The organism is Arenibacter sp. ARW7G5Y1, from assembly GCF_003201775.1.
Taxonomy (GTDB): domain Bacteria; phylum Bacteroidota; class Bacteroidia; order Flavobacteriales; family Flavobacteriaceae; genus Arenibacter.
Genome location: NZ_QJJZ01000002.1, coordinates 241739 through 266858 on the forward strand (window position 1 = coordinate 241739; position 25120 = coordinate 266858).

Here is a 25120-nt window from a genome sequence, read left to right on the forward strand (position 1 = left end):
AATGTGATAATATAAAAACGTATTGTCTCCAATTGCAGAGTGTTAATTATTCCCTTTTAAGAATTTCACAACCTCTTGGTAATCATCCGGATTGGCAACGATGCGCTTTTCATTGTCCAGAATGTAATAAGTAGGGGTCTGGTGAATATCGTAAATTTCCACATACGGACTTTCCCATTTCCCCAATGCAATGCCATGTATAAAGGCAGGCAGTTTGGCCGATTCCTTTTTCCATGTTAGATCGTCATCCTCCAGGCCAATAGCAATTACCCTTACTCCCGAAATATCTTTTATTTTTTTATGGAGTTCTGGAAGTTGTCGCAGGCAATGCGAACACGTACTGCTCCAAAATACGATTACATAATTTTTTGACCCGGTGAGATCACTGAGTTTTTTGGTCTTACTGTCCTCTTTCCATGTAATTTCTGGGGCTATAGCTCCCAATCGAAGTCGATTTTGGATTTCTATCTTTTTTAGGAGTTCGGATTTATTGGTTTCGGTTGCCAGAGATTTTAGATAATTATAGTAAATATAATCGGCCACATTGTGTAAATTATCATAGGATGCCTGTGTCCATAGGCTATTGAACAACTCTACCTTGTTTTTGGCGCTAACATTTTCCAAAACGTGGGCCAATTCCTTTACATTCTCTATTATTAACGGCTCTTTTTCCTTAGTGGGAATTTGATGTTGGGGTAGGGCCGTAAATACATAATTTACTACTTTGCCCTTTAAAAATTCGGATCCCAACAGCACGGGATCGTTGAAGTCCAAGGCATCAAAGTAATGATTCTTTTTATGTTTTATATAGGTTTCAGCCTCCTCATAGCCAGAAGGGATATAGGGTCTGTTAGCCGAAATAAAATGTCCGCAGAGCATTCCTTGTGATTGGGTTTCGAATGATTTTTGTACCTCGGCCAACTTCTTGTTGAGGTGTAGAAATAGGTTGCGATCTGTCTTTTGTTCTGAATAAAACTGGGTAATTTGTTGCTCCAGCAAATGGATTTCTTTAAAGTATCTGGTATATAACAGGTTTTCGGTGGAAGCCGTAAAAGACAGGCCCTTTTCTGAGTCAAAGGAGAGTACAATATCTTCTTTGCCATTATAGATAAAATCAAAATAGAATTCCTCCTGTGGCACTGCATATACCAGTCTATACATGCCGGCTTGGGCATTTGCCGGAATATTTAAGGAGAAGGCCCCGTTCTTGACCGCTGTGTCCGCTATATAATTCTGATGGTCTGGATTTAGTTTATAGGCAATTAACCATTTGTAATCGTCGGCCGGGGATAAATTGCCTGATACGCTGTGTTGGGCTTCCGAAAATAGTGTGAAACATAGGGTTAATAGAAAAAATGCATTTTTTGGTTTCATCTATTTTTGAGTGTTTTTATGGGACTGTTACTCCGGCTTTAGGGATAAGGGAATCGAAGGGTTGAATGGATTTGTATGCCTTGTCCAAAGAATCTATATGTTCAAAGACCAGTAATAAGCGCAAACCATTTCGGGTCTGCTTTTCCTTTAGTTTTGCCAGCTTGGGATGGGCTTGTACAAATTGTAATACGGCGGTAAAGGAACTGCTTTGGTAAAAATCGGATTGCTGGTCCGCTATAAAATAGCCGATCATTTTGCCCTTCTTCATTACTATCTTTTCCAGACCAATACTGTTGGCTATCCATTTAATACGAACCGAGTTTAACAAATCCTCTGCCTGGGTGGGGAGTTCCCCAAATCTGTCGACCAGTTCTGTTTCATATTTTTGTAAACCTTCCTCATCGGAAACCTGGTTCAGTTCGGTATAGAGATTTAGGCGTTCGGTAATGTTGTTGATGTAATCATCAGGGAATAGCAATTCAAAATCGGAATCTATCTGGGTTTCCTTGACAAAGATCTTTTGTTTACCGCTAACTTCCTCATATAGTTCCTTGAATTCGTTTTCCTTAAGTTCGTCTATGGCTTCGGCCAATATTTTTTGATAGGCATCAAAGCCTATTTCATTGATAAATCCGCTTTGTTCTCCTCCCAGTAAATCCCCTGCACCCCTAATTTCCAAATCTTTCATGGCAATATTGAAGCCGCTGCCAAGATCTGTAAATTGTTCCAGGGCCTGAATTCTCTTACGGGCATCATTGGTCATTACATCATAGGGTGGGGTAATAAAATAACAGAAAGCCTTTTTGTTGCTTCGGCCTACACGTCCCCTCATTTGATGTAGGTCGCTTAGGCCAAAATTATTGGCATTATTGATAAAAATAGTGTTGGCATTGGTAACGTCCAGACCGCTTTCCACAATGGTCGTAGAAATCAGCACATCGAACTCACCATTCATAAAGGCCAACATAAGGGTTTCCAATTTTTTACCATCCATTTGCCCGTGGCCAATGCCAATTTTGGCATCTGGCACCAGTCTTTGGATCATTCCGGCAACTTCCTTAATATTTTCAATCCTGTTGTGGATAAAGAAGACTTGCCCACCTCGTTGGATTTCGTAGGAAATGGCATCGCGAATAGTCTCTTCGTTAAAGCGGATAACCTCACTTTCTATGGGGTATCTATTGGGCGGTGCCGTATTGATGACCGATAGATCCCTTGCGGCCATTAAACTAAATTGAAGCGTTCTTGGGATGGGTGTGGCGGTAAGCGTTAGGACATCTACATTTTCCTTAATGGATTTTAATTTGTCCTTTACCGATACCCCAAATTTTTGTTCCTCATCCACGACCAACAAGCCAAGGTCCTTGAACTTCACGTTTTTGTTGACCAATTGATGGGTGCCAATTATGATATCTACCTTGCCAGCTGCCAGATTTTCCAAGGTCTCTTTTTTCTCCTTGGCGGTCCTAAACCGGTTTACATAATCTACGGTTACCGGCATTTCCTTTAAACGTTCCGAAAAAGTACGGTGGTGCTGAAAGGCCAAAATGGTAGTGGGTACCAATACGGCAACTTGCTTTCCATTGTCCACAGCCTTAAAGGCAGCTCTTATGGCGACTTCCGTTTTTCCAAAACCAACATCCCCGCAAACGAGTCGGTCCATGGGTCTTTCGCTTTCCATGTCTTTCTTGATGTCCTCGGTAGACTTGCTTTGGTCCGGGGTGTCTTCGTAGATAAAGGAAGCTTCCAGTTCGTGTTGTAAGTAGCTGTCCGGGCCATATTGAAACCCTTTTTCCAATCTTCGCTTGGCGTAAAGTTGGATAAGGTCGAAAGCAATTTTTTTAACGCGCGATTTTGCCTTGTCCTTGATTTTTTTCCAAGCCCCGGAACCTAGTTTGTATATTTTTGGGGGAGCACCGTCCTTTCCATTGAATTTCGAAATTTTGTGCAATGAATGGATGCTTACATAAAGAATGTCCCTTTCCCCGTACATTAGCTTTATGGCTTCTTGTTTCTTGCCTTCAACGTCTATTTTTTGAAGGCCTCCAAATTTTCCAATTCCGTGGTCTATATGGGTAACATAGTCCCCAATTTCCAATTTGTTGAGATCCTTTAGGGTAATGGCCTGTTTTTTGGCGTAGCCGTTTTTTAAATGGAATTTTAGATAGCGCTCAAAGATTTGATGGTCTGTATAACATGCAACCTTTAAATCCTGTTCTATAAATCCTTGGTAGAGTGGTAGGACAATGGTTTTGTAATGGACTTCCTTTCCTACTTCATCAAAAATATCATGGAACCTTTTGGCTTGCTGCTCCGTAGCGCAAAACAGGTAATTGGTAAATCCGTTTTTATAATTATCGTTAAGGTTTTCAATCAACAAATCGAACTTTTTGTTAAATGAAGGTTGTGGCTTTGTGTTGAACACGATTGTCTCCGGATCACTTGAAGCTTTTGTGCCTCCATCAATCTCTATCAAACCAAAATCTGCCAACTGTTGTTTTAATAAGTCGGAATTGCAGAACAATTCCTGAGGTTTGGTATGTTGTATTTCTTTGGACAGTTTGGTAAAAGCCTCTTCTGCCTTTTCAAAAAATGAATCCAACCTAGCGTATAGCAAACTAAGGTTCTTGCTAAAGATAAGGGTGTTAGGGGATATGTACTTTAGGAAGCTCTCCCGGTTTTCGTCCAGGAACTTGTTTTCCACATTGGGAATGATGGTGATCTTTTTAACCTTTTGTGTAGACAACTGGGTTTCCACATCAAAAGTTCGAATACTCTCTACCTCGTCTCCAAAAAATTCAATTCTATAAGGTTCATCGTGGGAAAAGGAAAATACGTCCATTATGCCACCCCGAACTGAAAATTCTCCGGGTTCCGTTACAAAATCGACCCTTTTAAACTTGTATTCGAACAATACCTCATTTAAAAAGTCTAGTGAAAGGGTGTCCTCCAGTTTAATTTTTAAGGTATTTTTTTCCAGTTCCTTTCTGGTTACCACTTTTTCAAAAAGCGCATCGGCATAGGTTACGATAATGGCCGGTTTTTTTCTGGAATTGATGCGGTTAAGTACTTCTGCACGTAAAAGTACATTGGCATTGTCCGTTTCCTCAATTTGGTAGGGCCTTCTATAACTTCCGGGGTAAAACAGTACGTCACTGTCACCAATGAGCTGTTCCAGGTCGTTTAAATAATACGCAGCTTCCTCCTTGTCATTTAAGACAAATAGGAACGGTACTTCGGATTTGTGAAATATTTCTGCAATAACAAAGGAGAGGGCAGAACCGTTAAGTCCTTTGATATTTGTTTTAGTTGGGGATGTCGCGGAGGTGCTACTCTGGAAATTGGCAATAAGGGACCTCAGTTTTCCCAATTGGGGAGACTGTGCGAACAGTTGTAACATTGAAGATTTTGTCAACCGTAAATTTTATTGCAAATATAAACCTTGATTATCCTTTTTACAAAAGATGACAGGGAATTAAAATTTGAATATGTTTTAATTCACCAATTCCATAATTTTGGATACCGTTTCCTTATTGTTGACTCCTAGCCCTTCTTGCTGATAGGCCAATTCCCCTTCTTGGTCAAAAACGCTTATGATATTGGAATGTGAAAAATCCATAGGCGATATTTTTTTGTAGTTGACCGCCAATACTGCCGAAAATTCACGGGTATCCGCTTCCGAACCTCTTAGAAACACCCATTTTTCAGAGTCCATTTGATTTTCCTGTGCAAATTCCTTTAAACGCTGTGGCGTATCTGTTTCAGGGTCTATACTGACAAAAACAAGGGTAACCTGGTCTTTTTTATCCTCGGGGATTTGCTCTTCTATACCTCTCATGTCTGCAACCAATCTGGGGCATGCCGTCTGACAAGAGGTGTAGATCATGACCATGACCAATACATCGCCTTTCAGCGACTTCAATTGTATTTCCCCATTGTTCTGATTGGTCCATTTGGAAGGAAGATTATAAATGGACATATCGGAGATTTCACCTTCTTTTTTGGAGTTCAGGGCCAGTAGTTGTAGATCCATTTTACAAACGCCGCATGTACCGGGTTTATCATAGGTCTTGTCTCCCTCACAATGCATGGGACATTGGTATTTTTCCGCTGTTGTTTTGGTTGAATTTTTTGTATTGCACCCTATAGGATGTATTGCCAAAAAGCATATCAATCCAGCATGGAGAATTTTTTTCATTTCCTTAATAAGTTACGTTTTTGTTGTTTTTCCCTTTCGCCTGCACACATCGGAATCCCAAATTGCGTATGGCATAATTGGCCTTTAAACTTCCCCTAAAAGCGTAACGCATGAAGGCGGCATAGTTCATCAAGTCCGATGCTCCTACCGCGGCACTTCCACAAAAAAGATTACTGTCCTTGTCCACATCCTTTCTGGATTCACCGGAAATTAAAACGGAATTAAAGTCCATCGTCCACTCCCATACAAGGCCGTGAAGGTCATAAATACCCCAATAATTTTTAAAGGTGGAGCCTATGGAATTGTTAAATGTTTTTGGAGCTTCGTACCAATCCAGAATAAGTTGATTATAGGATTCCTTTTTACGAGCATCTGGATTGCTTTTATCGGCCATAGCGGCATATTCCCACTCATCAACCGTTGGTAATCTTTTTCCTTGGCATTCACAATATTTTTTGGCGGCGAACCAAGAAACGTTGGTTACCGCTGCATCGGCGGCCAACTGGTTTCCAAAGGAATTATCACTTTCCCAATTCACCAAGTAATTGCCATCTGCAAATAAGCGCTTAACCTTACTTTTTTTCCATTCAGGGTATTCCAGGACAAACTGTAAATACTCCCTGTTGGTTACTGGGTAGATGTCCATCGAAAACGTCTCTACGGTAACGGCTGTTGAATCTACACCATATAGGGGAATATAAGTCCCTCCTTGAACGGTAACCATATTTTCTGATTGGGCGGAAACAATATTTACTGTTATGATACCGATCACTGTAATGGCTACTTTAAAAAAGGGACTTATGTTCATTTTATTGTTATGCAATTATGTTATTTATTTCTTACACTTTTAACCATGGCTGGAGTGACGTCCTTTTTGGAATTGCCCCAACTGTTGTACACATAGGTCAGTACATTGGCAACCTCTTCGTCAGATAAGGTCTGCGCGGTCATAACACTGTTGTATTTTTGTCCGTTCACGGTTATTTCACCTGTTTTTCCGTGCAATACTATATCTATAGCGCGATTAACATCGGCATTCAGGTAATCGGATTTCGCCAAGGGCGGGAAAGCGTTGGCAATACCTTGGCCCTCTGCTTGATGGCAGGCAAAACAGGTTTGCATATAGGTGGCTTTTCCAAACTCCATCTTTTCCTCCATTGATTTGGCGGGAATTTCGGACTCCACAACGCCATTGGTCGATGGCATTTTTTGTATCCCACTACCTTCGGGCAGGTATATTCCATCTTCCAATTCTCCGGAATAGATAGTCTTATTTTTTTCGCCCTGCACCTTCAACATTCCCAATGCACCTTTATTAAATGCTCTGAAAATGGAATGGTCTACCAGGATAAAGGTTCCGGGAACATCTACTTTAAATTCTACTATAGCGGCCCCACCGGCGGGGATTAAGGTGGTTTGCACATTTTCATTGATCAAATCGCCACCTTCAACATGCACCTTGTCAAAAATCTCACCAATTACATGAAAGGAGGATACCAGATTTGGTCCACCGTTGCCAACGAACAGGCGTACTGTTTCTCCCACGTTGGCTGTAATTGCATTATCCCCGGTCAAGGCGCCCATTTTACCATTGAAAACCACATAGTCTGCGCGTTCATCCACCGCTTTTTGCATATCAAAAGGTTGTAAGCCTCGCTCCCCATTGGCACCTTTGGTATAAAAGTCGCCTTGCATAATGTAATATTCCTTATCCACCAATGGCAATCCACCTTCCGGTTCTACTAAAATTAAACCGTACATTCCGTTGGCAATATGCATACCAACCGGTGCGGTAGCACAGTGATAAACGTACAGCCCAGGATTTAAGGTTTTAAAGGAGAATACTTTCTCGTGTCCAGGGGCTACAAAAGAAGATTCTGCACCGCCTCCAGGGCCCGTAACCGCGTGTAAATCAATATTATGGGGTAATTTATTTTCTGGGTGATTTTTTAAGTGAAATTCAACCTCATCACCAACCCTTGTTCTTATAAAGCTTCCTGGTACGGTACCTCCAAAAGTCCAATAAACATATCGAACGCCATTGGTCATTTCTCCTTCCTGTTCCAGGATTTCCATATCGACCTTTAGCAACTTGGCCTTTCTGTCGCCAACGGGGGTTGGTACATGTGGAGGGGATGTTAATTCTGCAATCATTTCACGATTCGCTGGAATATCCGCTGTGCTTTCATAAACTTTCTTTTCCTTTTTTGCACATGAGAGGATCAGGCTTCCAAATCCTACTGCCAATATTAGGGAGAGGAATATTTTTTTTGTCAGTTGTGTGTTCATAAAAATATGTTTTGGTTGTACATTCAAATAATAAAGGATATTTTAGTCTTTTATTAAGGCAAAAATAATTGCCATTGATAAATAATAACATGACAGTTGTCATGTTTAAAATTAAGTACTGAAATTAAGTGTTTTACAAGGGTCAATTGCAAATACTAAATTATACTGGGTATAATAAAGCCTGTCCTAATGCTAATTAGGACACTGTTTTTTGATAGAAGTTGTCCTATGTAAATTTTTAGGTCGATTAGTACGAAGAGGGTATAGTAAAAAGAATTATAAAAGGAAAAACTTTATAAGTTTGCTTGGGTTTTTTAAATCTTAGCAGGGAATATTTTATTAAGGTGCCATTTATAGTGGTAAATGCACACAATGGATTGCCAATATCTTTAGTGCAATAAACCTATTGAAAACTAATCCTATATTGTTTAGGGGTCTTCCCCATTAATTGCTTAAACTTTTGATTAAAATGTGTCATATGATTATAACCTGAAAGAAAACAAACTTCGGCAATGGAAAGATCGGTATCCATAAGTAATTTACATGAATGTCCAATTCGGACTTCCGCAACAAAATCCGTAAAATTCTTATTCATTGATTTCTTAAAGAGCCTGCAAAAGGTGGCTGGCGACACACTTATCAAATCTGATAGCTCTTCCAGGGATAATTTTTTATCAAAGTTTTCCATTATATAATTGTAAACTAAGGTCATGCGCTTTTCTTCCTTTTTTTTTGCTACTGGTTGATATCCGGGGCTACTTAATAGTGTATAGCTTTTTACCTTACTTAAATCGTTGAGCACATCTAAAAAACACATCATTTTGTGAAACGGTTCCAAATCGTTTATAAGTCTAATTTTTTCTTTTAAATCTTCAACCTCCGGTCCATAAAAATGGCAGCCCAGCGAAACAGTGGAAAGTAATTTTGCAATACTGGCATTTTGCGGGGTATCAAAGAAATTATGTCCAAACGAGTCTTTTGTAAAATGGATGCAAACGGCATGACTTTTTTCAGGATTATCTACAATCAAAGTATGAGGCAGGTTAGGACCCAAAAGAAACATATCCTCTTCATAGAAATTATGGATGCTGTTACCTACGATTCTTTTTCCCGAACAATTATACAGCACCGTAAGTTCATATTCCTCATGTACTTTAAAGACTGGCGGCCCAACACTTTGTAATGATTTGTAAACTGAAATATCGAATGAAATTCCTTGGCTAGGATTAAACTGCTCAACTTGAATCGATCTCATTTTAAGACATTTATTGATGTTAATTGATTCAATTATACAAAAAAATGCACATATACTGCTATTTAATGATTAAATCATGTAATTAAATGAGCTAGATACCTAATAAGTTTGTATCCGATGAAATTTTAAATAACTATTGTTTAACCAATTATTAATATAAAAGTAATATGATTTAAACTCAAGTTTAGCATGGACAAAATCGTGTGCAGCTAAATATTTTGCACTATTTAAACTAGCAAATAGTGTTTCATTGAATTAATATAATTAACTAAAACCAATCAAAAAAATATGGAAAAATCTTATCGCAGTTTGTATACTGTAAGAAATAGTATATTTTCAATTTTAAACTTAAAAACAAGATTAGTGTTTCTCTTGTTTATAACTATCGCACTTTTCTGTCCTAATTTTTCTTCAGCAAGTTTCACTGAAAATTTAGGATTCCTAGAGGTAAAGGAACAAACAATTGTACAAGGTGCCATAGTTGATCAGGAAGGCGCTCCTCTTCCAGGGGTAAACGTACTTCTAAAAGGCACAAATAATGGTACACAATCAGATTTTGATGGGAAGTATAGTATTCAGGCCAAAAGTGGGGATCAATTAGTGTTTTCTTATTTGGGAATGAAAACTATAACCCTAACTGTGGGAGATAATACAATTATGAACCTTACCATGGAGGAAGATGCCAGTAGTTTGGATGAGGTAGTTGTGGTTGGATATGGATCTCAGAAAAAAGCAACATTAACTGGTGCTATTACCAACATAAAGACGGAGGAGATTTCAGAAATTTCAGCATCTAATTTAACGTCTTTGCTAGCAGGGAGACTGGCTGGTGTTAGCATTTCTAGCTCGACCGGAACTCCAGGTGTAGCTTCAAATTTAACCATACGGACTAGGGGTACATGGAATTCGGATTCACCAATTTATGTAATAGACGGAATTGTAAAGGATAAATCCGATTTTGACGCTTTGGATGTTAATGAAGTAGAAGAAGTCAGTATATTAAAAGATGCAGCCTCTGCCGCAATTTATGGTTCAAGAGCTTCTAATGGTGTTGTGTTGGTCAGTACTAAAAAAGGTAAGTCGGGTAAACCTACAATAACCTATAACAGTTCCTATAATTTCGAAAAGCCAACAAAATTACCAAAAATGATGTCCGGGGTTGATATTGCCAATATGGTCAACACTGTGAGCACTACTGAATGGTTTTCATGGAGTCAAGAAGATATCGACTGGCTTAAAACAGTAAATAATGGGTACGGTTATGATTATCTGGATGAAGTGTATAAAGATCCCGCTAGTAATAGGCATGCCTTAAGTATATCTGGCGGTAATGAAAACGTTAAATATTATTTGGGGGGTTCAATTTTCGAACAATCCGGATTCTTGAAGCCATTGAAATTTGATAAACAGAACTTAAGGGCAAATGTAGAAGTAAAAATAAGCGAGAATTTAACTGCTAATGTAAATTTGGCCATAGTAAATAGTAAGCGCGAAAAATTCAACTGGCCATATGACTGGGGAGACGACGCCCTTCCAGACTTATGGAAAAAATTACAGACTTGGCAGTTTTATGAACCTCTTAGTGTTGAAGGTAAGCCGTCGAATTTAGGATGGTTGGGAAATATGCAGGAGTTGATCAATAATTCAGGGTATTGGAGCAATAGAACCCAGAATCAAAGTGCCATCCTAAGTTTAAATTATAAGATTCCTGGAGTTAAAGGTTTATCTGTAAAGGCAACTTATGCTTTCGATAATTCCGTAAGTGATTTGAAAATCTTTGAGAAAAAGCATACTCTATATAATATTACGGGACAAACCATTCATAATTATTCCAATGCTCAACTTGATGGCACAACTGTTTTAAGTGGCAATCCTTCAAGAGAATATATATCTGAAACTGCTAGTTTTGATAGGTCTTATCAATTCAATACCCAAATAAATTATGACAGGACTTTTGGAGATCATCACATAGACGCACTATTTGTTTATGAGCAAAGTGAAGGGTTCAACAATAATTTTAATGCTACACGCTATGATTTTCCAATCTTAGTAAGGGATCAGTGGAATCAGACTAGTGGTGCAGCTGAAGATTCAAGAGCCGGGGGTGGAGAAAGTGAAACAGGAAGACTTTCATATATTGGTAGATTAAATTACGATTTTGGCTCAAAATACTTGTTATCTGCCTCCTTTAGGTATGACGGCTCCCTGATTTTTAAACCGAGTGAACGTTGGGGCTTTTTTCCTTCTATTTCTGGTGGTTGGGTTATCTCAGAAGAAGAGTTTTTTAATATTGATTATATAACAAGACTTAAGCTAAGAGGGTCTTTTGGTACCTTGGGTAACGATAGGGTTGATCCTTGGAGGTGGCAGGAGCAATATGTTGCGGATAATGGCTTCTATTTCGGGGAAACCCCAGCCGAGGTCAAAGGAATTAGGTACGGGGGTATAACCAATCAGTTAATGACATGGGAAACCTCGGAGTCTACAAATATTGGGTTGGATTTTAGCTTAAACAACCATTTTGATTTTACCCTGGATGTGTGGGGCAAGAAGACCAAAGATATTTTAGGAACCCAGATTAGTGAGCTGCCTTCAACTTTCGGAGGATCATTGCCAAATGTGAATTATGGTGAAATGAAATCAAGTGGTTTCGAAATTGATGTAAATTATGATAATAATATTGGGGAATTCAATTATTATCTAGGTGCTAATTATGGGTATGCAACAAATGAGGTGGTAAAAATATCCCAAGGTGAGAACATTAGGGACTACCAAAATAGAATAGGTCGTTCATGGAATTATATTGTGGGTTATGAATACGACGATATTCTTAGAACCCAGGCAGATATTGATGCACTTCCTGCAGGATATACTATTGGAGGGCAAGCTCCCCAACTCGGACAAATTAATTATAAGGATTTAAGTGGTGTTGATGGGGTTCCGGATGGAAAAATTGACAGTTGGGACCAAACTGTTATTGCCGATAATGCGGCTCCTACCTCTACTTATGGTATAAGATTTGGTGGAGAATTTAAAGGCTTTAGCGTAGATGCATTATTTCAGGGAGCAGGAGGTTATAAAAAAATTCTAAGTGTGCAGCCCCCTTATGCTTGGACTAGAGTGTATGGTATATGGGAAGATTATTATTCAACCGATAACCTTAATGCCTCAATGCCTAAGCCAGATACAAACGTAGGTGCAAATCAATGGACATCAACATTTTGGTTAAAAGATGCCGATTACTTGAGATTGGGGTATTTAAATGTTGGATATAGTCTCCCTAGAGATGTTATAGGTCAAATAGGCCTGAAAAGTGCTAAGCTATTCGTTTCGGGAACTAATTTGTTCACTTGGTCACAATTCAAAGCATACGATGTTGAATTGAGTTCCGCAGGTTCATATCCGAACATGAAGAATTATAGTTTAGGCGTAAATATTACTTTTTAATTTTAAAATAAAATCTGATGAATATTAAAAATTATATTTTAAAGCTTTTCATGTTAAGTGCAATAGTACTCACTTCATGTGAAGATGTTTTCGACAAAGAAAATTTGAATGCGGTGACTCCTGAGGATGTATGGATGGATGAGGGACTTGCTGAGGCATACGTAAACAATATTTACAGTCTATTTATGCCAGGTATGCCCTTTAGCGGGGGCTCTTCGGACGAATCTCCCAACAGTAATGGCATTACAATGCAAACCTTGTTGAAAGGTGCAGCGGACATAAATACTGTAAATTATTGGCCATACGAGAGTATTCGAAAAGTCAATATTCTGTTGGAGGAGTTGGAAAGTAGCGAACTTGATGCGGAGTTTAAAGAAAATCTGAAGGGTCAGGGCCTATTCTTTAGGGCGTGGGCATATTTTAATATGACAAAACTATATGGAGGTGTACCTTTAATTTTGCGATCTCAAGGAATTGATGAAGAAGAATTATCAGTGCCCAGGAGCAATGCTGCTGCATGTTTTGCCCAAATCGTTGAGGATTTGGACGAAGCCACATCTCTTTTGCCAGAGGAGTGGACTGGAAGGGATTACGGCAGGATAGATAAAGGAATTGCCATGGCATTTAAAGGAAGGGTGTTATTATTTGCGGCCAGTCCGCAATTTAATCCCTCAGGAGATATCGCCAAATGGACCACGGCATATAATGCAAACAAGGCCGCTAAGGAGTATTTAGAATCCAAAGGTAAAGGATTGTTTCAAGGGAATTTTGCGGATATATGGTACCAAGAACAACATGAAGAGGTGATTATGGTTAATCAATATTTTAATCCAGGCCACACGCACAATCAGAATTTTCTTAGACCACTTTGGGCAACAAGAGATAATGTAGGTTTTGATCGGCCTGCACTGAATTTGGTTAATGCTTTTCCAATGAAAGATGGTTCACCATTTGACCCATCAGGTGGATATGGTGAATTTTATAAAAACAGGGATGATCGTTTCTATGCAACCGTTGCCTATAATGGGACAACTCATTATGATATCAAGGAATTGGTTGATAGAGGGTCTTACCTCTGGTTGTACGATGACGCTACCGGGGCACATTCAGAGCAAGATCTATATGGGGTTTACGGAAACAACTGGACGGGGTTTTATAGACTGAAAGCTGTGGATAAGGATATAGATGCAGCTGCCATTGATCAAGCGGATGTGGATTGGATCGAAATTAGATTTACTGAAGTTCTGATGAATTTTGGAGAGGCTGCCAATGAAGTTGGAAATACCGCCGAGGCATTGCAAGTACTTTACGACGTAAGGGCACGTGCAGGAATAGATATGGGATCTGGAAATTATGGAGTTACTGCTACCGATAAAATTGGAATTAAAGAAGCCTATATCAATGAAAGATTTGTAGAGTTTGCATTTGAAAACAAAAGATGGGATGATATAAGAAGATGGAGAAGATTTGATATTTTAAACGATCAAGTTGTTCATCAGGGTTTATTGTTTAAGCTTAATCCTGGTGAGACCGCTCCTAAATTATTAGATAATATCGATGATTTCTGGGATAAATTCTCATGGGAGGTTTTTGATGTTGAATCTGCTGCAGGAGAAATCTTTAATATTCCAGATAACTATTATTTTTATGGTATCCCGGAATCCTATATTCAACAAGATGTCAATTTGGAACAGACCGTTGGTTGGGATGGTGGCACATTTGATCCATTGTTATAAAGTTATAATGAATTAATGTGGTTATATATTAGGTTGATCATTATGACAATATAAGTGAATTGAGTTAGTAATTTGTTAGTTGATCCAGAATGGAGTGGTCAAAAATCACTCCATTCTTTTTTTATTTCTCGTAAGACATGAAGATTAATACAATTGTGTTTCTTGCTTTATTTGGTGTATATGGTCTAAGTTCTCAAACTGGGCCTAAAACGCGTTTTACACTTCTAGATTCCATAACTACAAATGTTTCTTTTATTAATTGGATTGAAGATAATTCTGAAACCAATATTTTTGAGGAAGAAAATTTTTATAATGGTGGAGGGGTAGCAATTGGAGATATTAATAATGATGGGTTGCTGGATATTTATCTCGGAGGGAATCAGGTTCCCGATAAACTTTATTTAAATTTAGGTAATTTACAATTTAAGGATATAACCCCAAACGCGGGTATTTCCAATAATGGAACATGGTCTTCAGGTGTCACCATGGTAGACATAAATGGTGATGGGTTATTGGATATTTATGTATGTAAGGATACCGATCCAAATGCAGATTTCCGAAAGAATAAACTGTACCTGAATAAGGGAAATTTAACTTTTAAAGAAGTAGCAAATGATTTGGGCTTGGATAGTGATCGCCGATCAGTTCAAGCTACTTTTTTCGATTATGACCGAGACGGCGATTTAGATGTTTATCTATTGAACAGACCGCCAAATTACGGTTATTTTTCAGATAGGACTCAAAACGTGATGATTCCAGAGAATGGGAGCCAATTTTTTCAGAATAATAATGGGCAATTCACAGAAATTACGGAAGAAGTAGGTTTAAGCTCGATTGCCTTTACTTTAAATGCCATTACTTCTGATTTTAACAATGATGGCTGGATTGATATATATGTGTGCAATGACTTCGCCACACCAGATCTTCTTTTTATTAACAATCAAGACGGAACTTTCAAAAATGTTATTGATAAAGCCGTTAAGCACCTGTCATATTTCAGTATGGGATCTGATGCAGCTGACATTAATAATGATGGTTTTTCAGATTTTATTTCGGTAGATATGGTATCGGAAGATAATCGTAGGCTGAAAGCGAATATGAGCGGCATGAATCCTGATAAATTTTGGGATAATGTTGCTAACGGAGGCCACTATCAGTACATGTTTAATGCCTTACAGTTAAATAGGGGGATAGATAGTAATGGTGATTTGCATTTTAGTGAAATAGCTCAAATCTCTGGAGTGGCCACAACGGATTGGAGTTGGGCACCACTTTTTGCCGATTTTGATAATGACGGCTTCAAGGATTTATTTGTGACAAACGGATTGAGAATTGATTTTCGAAATACGGATGCTACCAAGCAACTTACAAAATATGCAGAAACGGTTTTTGAATCCTATATGAAACAGGCAAATTCTAAACCTAAAAGTGTCTGGGATGTTTTGGATTTTGATACTGTTTTCGAAATGTACCCTTCTGAAAAATTATCTAATTATATTTTCAGAAATATGAATGGTATTCAATTTGAAAACAAAGTTGAACAATGGGGTTTAGAAGAAAAAACGTTTTCCAACGGAGCAGCATATGGCGATTTGGACAATGATGGTGATATAGATCTGGTAATAAACAATATTAATCAACCAGTTTTTATATATAGAAATAACACCGAAAGTTTTGATAATAGTAATTACTTAAAGGTAGAATTGATAAATAAGGATAAAACTAATTCTCTTTTTGGAGCTAAAATTAAAATCGATTATATAGAGGAGGAAAAGAATAAAAGTCAATTTTTTGAATTCACCAGTTCGCGTGGTTTCCTTTCTTCAAGTTCACATATAGCACATTTTGGACTGAATAAGGTGAATAAAATTGACAAACTAACCATATTCTGGCCTGATGGGTTACAGACTGTAAAAAATAAAATTAGGGCTAATCAATCAATTGAGATTGACTATAAAGAGGCTAAAGCAAAAAATACCAATAAGGAAAATGCAACTCCCTTTTTTGAGGAAATAACAGCATTCATTGGAGTGAATCATAAACATCAAGAAACAAATTATGATGATTTCAAAAATGAAGGATTATTGCCGCATAAAATGTCAACTGTGGGGGCATCGGTAAGTGTAGGTGATTTAAATGGAGATGGGTTGGAGGATTTCTTTGTAGGAGGAGCTTCAGGCCAATTTGCCGTATTTTATTTTCAAAATACCGATGGTTCTTTTTATAAAAAAGAACTTGGAGAGGATAAAAATCAAGAAGATTTAGGGTCTACTTTTTTTGATGCGGACAATGATGGGGACCTGGATTTGTATGTGACAAGCGGGAGTAATGAAATTGACGTTAAGCTTGCTTATTATTACTATGATCGTTTGTATCTTAATAATGGACAAGGAACCTTAACTAGGGCCAATAATAGTTTGCCATTGATTGCAGAAAGTAGTTCAGTTGTAAAACCATTTGATTACGATCAGGATGGAGATTTGGATTTATTTATTGGAGGTAGGCAAATTCCGGGGAAATACCCGTCACCTGCCAGTAGTTATCTTTTAAAAAATGAGGGAACCAATCTAAAGGGCGAACCAATCTTTGTAGATGCAACGAATGACAATGCTCCCGAATTGATAAATGTTGGCATGGTAACGGACATGCAATGGTTGGACTTTGATAATGATAAACAAGTTGATATAGTGTTAACTGGAGAATGGATGTCACCAACTTTTTTAAGGAATGATAATGGGCAATTTACAAATGTCACAGCATCTACAGGATTAGCAATTGATGTTGGTTGGTGGTTTTCCATGAATAGTGCCGATTTTGATAATGATGGTGATGTGGACATTGTTTTTGGTAATTTGGGGCTGAATTACAAATATAAAGCTAGCAAAAGTGAGCCTTTTGAAATTTTTTATAACGATTTTGATCAAGATGGGAAGTTTGATATAGTATTGAGCTATTACAATTTTGGGGAGCGTTACCCACTACGTGGAAGATCTTGTAGTTCTACCCAAATGCCTGTTTTAAGAGAAAAATTCCCTGATTATGCTAGTTTTTCAACAGCAAACCTCGATGAGGTATATACGCCTGCTAAATTGACGGAATCAATCCATTATAGTGCTACGGAGTTTGCATCGATATATGCAGAAAATTTGGGGAACGGTACATTTAGGGTTCATTACCTTCCTATTGAAGCACAAGTTTCCAACATTGAAGATATATTGATCGACGATTTTAACAATGATCAATTTTTAGATATAGTTATCGCTGGAGGATTATATGATTCTGAGGTAGAAACATCTAGAAATGATGCTGGAGTAGGGCTCTTATTAGTGGGTGATGGTAAAGGAAACTTTACAACAATTAGTCCATCAAAATCTAAACTTTATTTAGATTCCAATGTAAAAGATATGGAGTTTATCAATATTGGTAAAAGCAGAAATATTATTTCCACATCGAGTAATGACTATGTTAAAATATGTAAGATTCAGGAATAAAATTGAACAGCATATAATTGATCAATTGCGAGGCAGATATTTTATATCTTGGTAAAGATCATAAAGCTAAAGTTAGCTCTGATTTTCAATTATGTTAGTTTTTTATAAATATATTATGGTACCATTATATAATAAAAAACATCTCAAAATTGTATCAGGGCATGCCATTCTTTATGGCGAAATATAGCTTTTTTAACAAGTGTCTTGCCTATTTGCCACTGGATCAGAATTGATTAGTATATGTAATTTGGCTGCCAGTGTTTTATTTACTTGCCAGCAATTAAATGGGAATTTATTGTGAAAAATGAACTTAATTATGACGGTTTAATAAACCGATTGAGAAATAAATAAACTTGATTGAATATAGATGAATTACAAAATAAACTTTACAAAAAATCTTAAAGCTAGCACATTAAATGATTCCATCGCAACGATTAATAATTGCAGGGGAACTATACTTTTAATACCCTTTTTGATTTTAATCTTAAGCTGTGCCAATAATGACCAAACCAATTATAAGACCAAGTATTTGGACATTAGCTTGAATAATGAAGGGCGTATATACAGCCTAAAGGATATTACAAAGCAACAAGCTCGGGAATTGAGTCCGTCCGATAAGACATCATCATTGTTGTCCTTGTACAACAGTAAACTTGACACCATTTACGAGGCACAAAGTGCCGGATATAACAAGTCCGAGAATTCAATTAAACTTACCTTTCCCAATAATTCCGTAGCTGAAATCAGGGTTGAGCCCAAGGACAAGTACCTTAAATTCACCTTACTTTCACTTACTAATCGCGAAGATATTGAGGGCGTGCAATGGGGTTCAATCCACACTAATATCACCAATCTTTTTGGTGAAATAATTGGGGTGGCCCGAGATACTAGTGAAACTATCAATTATGCCATAGGAATGCTCGCCCTTAACGACAATACCCTTGGAGGACCTTCAAGGACCATAGCCGACGCGGCCCCTTTTCAATATGTCATTCACTCCCCTGATACTCTCCAATACCCATTGCCCAAGGACCTTAATGAAGGACAGGTTTTTACCCTAGGTGGTAATGGAATAAGTGATGTGGCCTTTTACGCCCATAAGGAGCCCTATTATAGGATTGTGTACGGCAATGCTGCTGAAGTAGATGATAAGGGAAGAATATCCATTACTTATAATTCAAGGGATAGGACTAAAAAAAGGGAAGTGTATTTTTCACTAATTCCGAATATGCCAGCTAACATTCCTAATCATATTGATGTTGAACCGATACCCGAGGTGGATTATATTGGGTCATCGGTAGCATTATGGGGTAGCCCGGATCATACAGCACTTATGGATGTTATTCACGACATAGTAAAGGAAGAAAACCTGCCATACCCTACCATCAAGGATAAATGGGTCAAAGATCCTACTGCCTTTGTACCTGATGTACTTACTTACGGCAAGTTATATGATAGTATTATTTCGTACACCCACCAACTTGGTTTTAAAACCATCAGTTTATATGATCAAGGATTTATTCGTGCAGATCGAGGTAATAAGGGATATTTGGATGGTTTTAATTTTGAAAAGAAACCAATACGATTAACTGCAGGCAATGTGTCTCACAAAGAATATGCAGATATGGCCGCTAAATACGGAATTACCATCGGAAGAACGCCTATTACCACAGCATTGGCCCCTGGAACTAAAGATGCCAGTCCCGTTCCGAGCGATAGTTTGTGTTATCAGCAAAAGCGCATATTGGTAAATAATATTAGTCCTACAGATACCATAATAATTGTGGATGACCCCAAGTATTTGGATGAGATTGCCAGTTGGGAGGGTCATGCCAAAAACCTGAATATGGTAAAAATAGGGAAAGAACTTATCCATTATCTAGGTATATCGCAAGAGGAACCCTACCGCCTATTAAATGTAAAGCGTGGCTATTGGGACACAACACCCAACCACCACCAAGAAAACGATACTATTTATAAATTACAAGTAACCATTAATTATGGGTATGATGGTCTGATTCCAAATCTGGCATTACAAGATGAAATTGCAGAATATTACGCCGATGTGTGTAAAATAAATGGTCTTGGTTATTACGATTTTGATGGACAAGAATTCTTATTTAATAACGGACACGGTTATTACTCGGCGAAACGTTTTTTTGGTAAAATGTTTAAAAAAGCCAATGAATACGGATTGCCTTCAATTCGTTTTACGGGAGCCACCCTATCCGAAGGCTCATGGCATTACCAAAGCATCTGGAATGTTGGGGGCGGTAAGAACCTATATGATATAGATACTAGGGAATGGGGTAGTACAACAAGTCAAGGTAAAGATTTAAGGGATGTTACATATGCTAACTTTTTCCCAGTTGGTGTTGGGGGCAATTTCCCTATTACGGCCAGTTCTACTGTTGAACAATACGAGCACATTATGGCCTTATCCTGTGGTATTGGCATGACATTTAGTTTAAAACTTAGTCAAAAGGATGTGGAGAGTTGTCCCCAGAAATATGACATATTTAAAGTGATAAGAACTTGGCAAGAGGCCCGAGAAGCAAATGCCTTTCCGAGGGATATAAAAAAACTTTTGGTAAAACCGGATAGAGATTGGCAGTTGGAGAAAGTAGATGATAATAATTGGGATCTATTTCCAATATTAAATAATACAAGGGGCGCCGTTATAAAATTATCCAGGGATGTTGCAGAAGGATATTAATTATATATTCCTTATTTAGAATACTTTATGAATAATTGGAAATAAGTAAATATGTAATTTTTATATGTAGAAAAAATAATGGAATTTCAATGGGATAACGATGTCGAATTGTTTGATATTTTCAGGAAAGTATTATATACCCCAGTAGTAGGTGATATTTTGGATGAACTTGGATATTATCACCAGTTTCTGTCGCAAGAGATTTATCCTATAAGGTTAACGGATAAAATTGTAGGGCGTGCCATGCCAGTTTTGATGAAGGATGTTTACGGGCCACAGCAAAAACCTTTCGGAAAATTGACTGAGGCTCTTGACCAACTTATGATTGGTGAAGTATATTTAGCCAGTGGGGGAGCCATGAACTGTGCATATTGGGGGGAAGTTTTAACTGCTACAGAAAAAAAAGAGGTGCTGTAGGGGCTATAATTGATGGATTTCACAGAGATACTCATCAAGTAATGGAACAGAACTGGCCAGTCTTTAGCCGAGGAAGGTTTGCTCAGGATTCCGGTGTAAGATCGGTAGTGCGAGCTTACCGGTGCAATATTGAAATTGGCGGAGTATGGATATCACCGGGTGATATTCTATTTGGAGATATGGATGGGGTACTGGTCATCCCTAATAAAATTGAAAAAGAAGTGATAACAAAAGCTCTGATAAAAGCTAGTCGAGAAAAAGTAGAACGGAAAGAAATAGAAAATGGAATGTCGAGTACGGAGGCATTTAAGAAATATGGCATTTTATAAATAAAAATGGTGCAGATATGAAACTTGGATTAGGTCTATACCGACATATGCTTGATAAAAATCATTTTGCTTTTGCGAAGCAATGTGGTTGTACCCATGTAGTGGTACACCTCGTGGATTATTTTAACAAGGGAGTTAATGCAAACAAAAACAATCAACCTGTTGGTTCCAATAATGGTTGGGGCATTGCAGGTAATTCTAAAGAACTCTGGAAGTTAGATCATCTTATTAGACTTAAAAAAGAAATTAATGACGCCGGACTTGAATTGGAGGCGGTAGAGAACTTTGATCCTGCGGATTGGTACGATATTTTATTGGACGGCCCCAATAAACAGCAGCAGTTAGAAGTCATTAAACAGCATATACGTAATGTTGGGCAGGCGGGCATCCCAACGATTGGTTATAACTTTAGTTTGGCGGGAGTTTGCAGTAGAACTACAGGGGATTATGCAAGAGGTAGTGCTGTATCCGTTGGAATGGAACATATAGACACTAGCCCTATTCCCAAGGGAATGATTTGGAATATGACCTATGACAGCAATCCGTCAGATGGCGTCATGGAAAATGTTACTCGGGAAGAATTATGGGAACGATTGCAATACTTCCTTAACGAAATAATTCCGGTTGCCGAAGAAGCTGGGGTTACAATGGCGGCACATCCGGACGATCCACCCATGCCCGTATTACGGAATACACCAAGGTTAATTTATCAACCCAACATGTACAGGAAATTGTTGAGCTTAAACCCAAGTAAGCATAATGCCCTAGAGTTTTGTCTAGGGTCTATAGCTGAAATGACAGAAGGTGATGTGTATGAGGCTACAGAAGAGTATGCCAACAATATTGCATATGTGCACTTTAGGAATATTAAGGGCAAGGTGCCTAATTATAAAGAAGTTTTTTTGGATGAAGGGGATATTGATATGATCGAGATATTAAAGATTTTAAAACGTAAAAATTTCAAGGGTGTATTAATACCCGATCACACTCCTCAAATGAGTTGTGAAGGACCTTGGCATGCTGGAATGGCATATGCATTAGGGTACATCAATGCAGCCTTAAAGTTAATTAAGATGGTGGATTAATGACTGTAAAGGATGTAAAAATAAATTTCGGAGATAAAAGAAAAGAATATGGTTGGGACGAATATCTTTGAGATGAAGTTTTAAAGGGATTTTAAAGAAATGTACCATAAAAATTTATTGTAATGAAATTGGTAAAGGTAGTAGTTGATTGTAAAAATGACTTAGGAGAAGGTCCGGTTTGGGATCAGGTAAATGGGAAATTATTATGGGTAGACTACAACAATGGAAAGATCTGCCAATATAATCCCAAGTTGAAGGCATATTCATTTATTGAAATAGCGGATACCGTTATGGTGACTATACCGACCAATCGAAATAACTGGATTGTGGCAATAGATAAAAATGTCTCTATTTACGATCCGAATAATAAGCATTTTGTTAAAAAGGTAACCATTCAAGAAAATAAGCCGAATAACAGGTTGAACGATGGTAAATGTGATGCCAAGAACCGTCTGTGGATTGGTACAATGAGTACGACCGCAGATGCCCCAGTTGGGGCTTTGTACAAGGTAAATGCCGATTTAACGTATCAAAAAATGGACGAACCTTTTATTATACCCAATGGCATCGCATGGAATAAAGAAAACACCGTCATGTATGTGGTGGATAGTATGATGAAAAAGATTTTTAGCTACGATTTTAATTTGGAGAACGGAACTATCAGCAATAAAACGGTCTTTATAGATACTTCTAATGAACGGGGATTACCGGATGGTATGACCATTGATGCTGATGGTAATTTATGGGTGGCCTTCTGGCAAGGGCAATCGATACTATGTTACGAAACTAAATCCGGTAAAGTGCTGAAGCGTATTATTGTCCCAACTGTTATACCAAGTTCATGTTGCTTTGGGGACGAGGACCTGGGCACATTATACATTACCTCAAGTCGCAGATATGACACAGTAGAAAACATCGAAAATTTCCCCTTTGCAGGGGGATTATTTTCTTTTAAACCAGGCGTAAAAGGATTGCCGACCCAGATTTTCAACGAAAGTTAATAATTTATGTTCGCAATCAATAAAATTCCATTTGGAAGTACTTATTTAATCCAGCTTCGCAATGAGTATACCAGCGAATATGTCACTGTAATTCCAGAAATGGGTGCTAGTATATGCCAGATTTGTTTGGCCTGTAATAATAACTTACACCCTTTACTTTGGGCCGTAAGTGATGAAGATGAACTATATAAGGAAGGTTTGCCTCAATATAGGGGTTCATTGCTTTTTCCATTCCCCGATAGACTTGAAAAAGGTAAATATACTTTTGAAAACATTGAATACACACTGCCCTGCAATGAAGCCAATCATAAAAACGCCCTACATGGCTTTTTTAACAATCAATCATTTCAGGTTTTACATTTAAACTACCACAAGGAAGAGGCATCGGTCGAACTATTTTATAAATATGATGGCACTTTGGAAGGCTATCCTTTTGCATGTTCAGTTACAATCCAGTACGTTTTGGATGCAAATGGGTTTAGCTGTAAGACCAAGGTTCAGAACATGAGCGGCCGCAGAATGCCGGTAGGTATGGGCTGGCATCCATATTTTCGTATTACAGAAGACCCTTCCCAATACGAGGTGTTAGTCCCAGCTGAAGCTTCGTTTATAACTAGGGAAGATTATATTAATACAGGGAAGAAATTGCCCATTGGGAATATCGGTAAATTCTTAAAAATAGATAACTTTTCTTTTAATGTCTTTGCCCTTGACCAAGATAAAGACAGTGCCAATACGATTGTGAGGGATAAGAAAAAAAAGTTGGATATAACAATAGATAGTTATGGATTCCCTTTTTTGCAATTATATGTAGTGGACAATAAAGCTATTGCTATTGAGCCTTGCACGTGTATCGGAAATGCATTCAATAATGGCATTGGGCTTACCGTCTTATTGCCCACTGAGATAATGAAAAATAGATTTGGGGTGAAGCTTTCTCCCTATAATGGCATAGAAGGATTGAACGCTTCCAGATCGTAGTATTTTGGATTAATTATTAAATATTTAATTATGCAGTTTACAAACAAAAAGGTCATTGTTACTGGTGGGGCCAAGGGAATTGGTGAGGCCGTGGTAAATAAGTTCTTGGATGAGGGAGCAACAGTAATAATTTTGGACAGGCATAAACCGCTAACTTATTCCAAGGAAAAAACTCCAGCCCTTCATTATTATAAGTGTGATGTATCAAAGTATGAAGAATTAGAAAAAGTGTTTTCAAATATCAAGGATACGTTTAAAACCATAGATGCATTGGTCAACAATGCTGGGATACAAACCTATGGAACAGTAACGGATACTTCGGAAGAACTTTGGGATAGAACCATGAATGTAAATGTAAAAAGTATGTTCCTATGTTCTAAAATGTGTATTCCATTAATGGTCAAAAGTAAAGGTGCTGCCATCATAAACGTAAGCAGTGTCCAGGCAATGGTTACTCAACGGGAAGTAGCTGCTTATGCTACTTCAAAGGCAGCTATACTGGGGTTGACCAATAGTATTGCCGTGGATTATGCTCCTAGTATTAGGTGCGTCGCTATTTGCCCTGGCGCCGTTATGACGCCAATGCTAAAAAACACGATTGAAGGGTTGGCAGATTTCGATGAGGCGATTAAAGATACAGAGAATATTCACCTCTTGAAACGTATCGCTAAACCTGAAGAAATTGCAGATTTTATAGTATTCGCAGCAAGTAGTAAAGGTAGTTTTATGACGGGTCAACACTATCGTATTGATGGGGGCATCGGCGTAGAACTTGGAGGGAGATGAAAGTAAAAGAGAGGT

14 protein-coding genes and 1 pseudogene are annotated in these 25120 nt (G+C 38.0%); 9 read left to right on the plus strand and 6 right to left on the minus strand.

Annotated elements, in window-relative coordinates:
• Positions 1-42 precede the first annotated feature (42 nt).
• The 6 genes from C7972_RS04255 to C7972_RS04280 all read right to left on the minus strand — a co-directional run bounded on the left by C7972_RS04255 (position 43) and on the right by C7972_RS04280 (position 9116).
• Positions 43-1374: a TlpA disulfide reductase family protein gene (locus tag C7972_RS04255; RefSeq protein ID WP_110354992.1), complete on the minus strand. Its 1332-nt coding sequence runs from the start codon at positions 1372-1374 to the stop codon at positions 43-45.
• Between the two features lie 16 nt (positions 1375-1390).
• The gene (gene mfd, locus C7972_RS04260; RefSeq protein ID WP_375334778.1) at positions 1391-4774 is read right to left on the minus strand and encodes a transcription-repair coupling factor; all 3384 of its coding nucleotides are present in this window, start codon (positions 4772-4774) and stop codon (positions 1391-1393) included.
• A 93-nt stretch (positions 4775-4867) separates the two neighbouring features.
• The gene (locus tag C7972_RS04265; protein ID WP_258364768.1) at positions 4868-5572 is read right to left on the minus strand and encodes an SCO family protein; all 705 of its coding nucleotides are present in this window, start codon (positions 5570-5572) and stop codon (positions 4868-4870) included.
• 4 nt (positions 5573-5576) lie between these two features.
• Positions 5577-6380: a formylglycine-generating enzyme family protein gene (locus tag C7972_RS04270; protein WP_309148909.1), complete on the minus strand. Its 804-nt coding sequence runs from the start codon at positions 6378-6380 to the stop codon at positions 5577-5579.
• A 20-nt stretch (positions 6381-6400) separates the two neighbouring features.
• A complete protein-coding gene (nirK, locus tag C7972_RS04275) occupies positions 6401-7861 on the minus strand; it encodes a copper-containing nitrite reductase (RefSeq protein WP_110354994.1) in 1461 nt (486 codons plus the stop codon).
• A 403-nt stretch (positions 7862-8264) separates the two neighbouring features.
• Complete coding sequence (locus C7972_RS04280) at positions 8265-9116, minus strand: AraC family transcriptional regulator (RefSeq protein WP_110354995.1); 852 nt, start codon at positions 9114-9116, stop codon at positions 8265-8267.
• 288 nt (positions 9117-9404) lie between these two features.
• On the opposite strand from C7972_RS04280, the gene C7972_RS04285 reads away from it, so the two are divergent.
• The 9 genes and pseudogenes from C7972_RS04285 to C7972_RS04325 all read left to right on the plus strand — a co-directional run bounded on the left by C7972_RS04285 (position 9405) and on the right by C7972_RS04325 (position 25105).
• The gene (locus C7972_RS04285; protein ID WP_110354996.1) at positions 9405-12563 is read left to right on the plus strand and encodes a TonB-dependent receptor; all 3159 of its coding nucleotides are present in this window, start codon (positions 9405-9407) and stop codon (positions 12561-12563) included.
• 17 nt (positions 12564-12580) lie between these two features.
• Positions 12581-14299 (plus strand): RagB/SusD family nutrient uptake outer membrane protein, encoded by a 1719-nt coding sequence (locus C7972_RS04290; protein ID WP_110354997.1) that lies wholly within the window; start codon positions 12581-12583, stop codon positions 14297-14299.
• A gap of 137 nt (positions 14300-14436) precedes the next feature.
• The gene (locus tag C7972_RS04295) at positions 14437-17790 is read left to right on the plus strand and encodes a VCBS repeat-containing protein (protein ID WP_110354998.1); all 3354 of its coding nucleotides are present in this window, start codon (positions 14437-14439) and stop codon (positions 17788-17790) included.
• 472 nt (positions 17791-18262) lie between these two features.
• Positions 18263-20506 (plus strand): hypothetical protein, encoded by a 2244-nt coding sequence (locus C7972_RS04300; RefSeq protein WP_220020867.1) that lies wholly within the window; start codon positions 18263-18265, stop codon positions 20504-20506.
• 78 nt (positions 20507-20584) lie between these two features.
• Positions 20585-21252 (plus strand): annotated as a pseudogene (locus C7972_RS24375) (RraA family protein).
• A 17-nt stretch (positions 21253-21269) separates the two neighbouring features.
• A complete protein-coding gene (locus C7972_RS04310; RefSeq protein ID WP_110354999.1) occupies positions 21270-22337 on the plus strand; it encodes a mannonate dehydratase in 1068 nt (355 codons plus the stop codon).
• A 122-nt stretch (positions 22338-22459) separates the two neighbouring features.
• Positions 22460-23338 (plus strand): SMP-30/gluconolactonase/LRE family protein, encoded by an 879-nt coding sequence (locus tag C7972_RS04315; protein WP_110355000.1) that lies wholly within the window; start codon positions 22460-22462, stop codon positions 23336-23338.
• Positions 23339-23344: 6 nt separating this feature from the next.
• The gene (locus C7972_RS04320) at positions 23345-24319 is read left to right on the plus strand and encodes an aldose 1-epimerase (protein WP_110355001.1); all 975 of its coding nucleotides are present in this window, start codon (positions 23345-23347) and stop codon (positions 24317-24319) included.
• A gap of 30 nt (positions 24320-24349) precedes the next feature.
• Positions 24350-25105: an SDR family oxidoreductase gene (locus tag C7972_RS04325; RefSeq protein ID WP_110355002.1), complete on the plus strand. Its 756-nt coding sequence runs from the start codon at positions 24350-24352 to the stop codon at positions 25103-25105.
• The last annotated feature ends 15 nt before the right edge of the window (positions 25106-25120 follow it).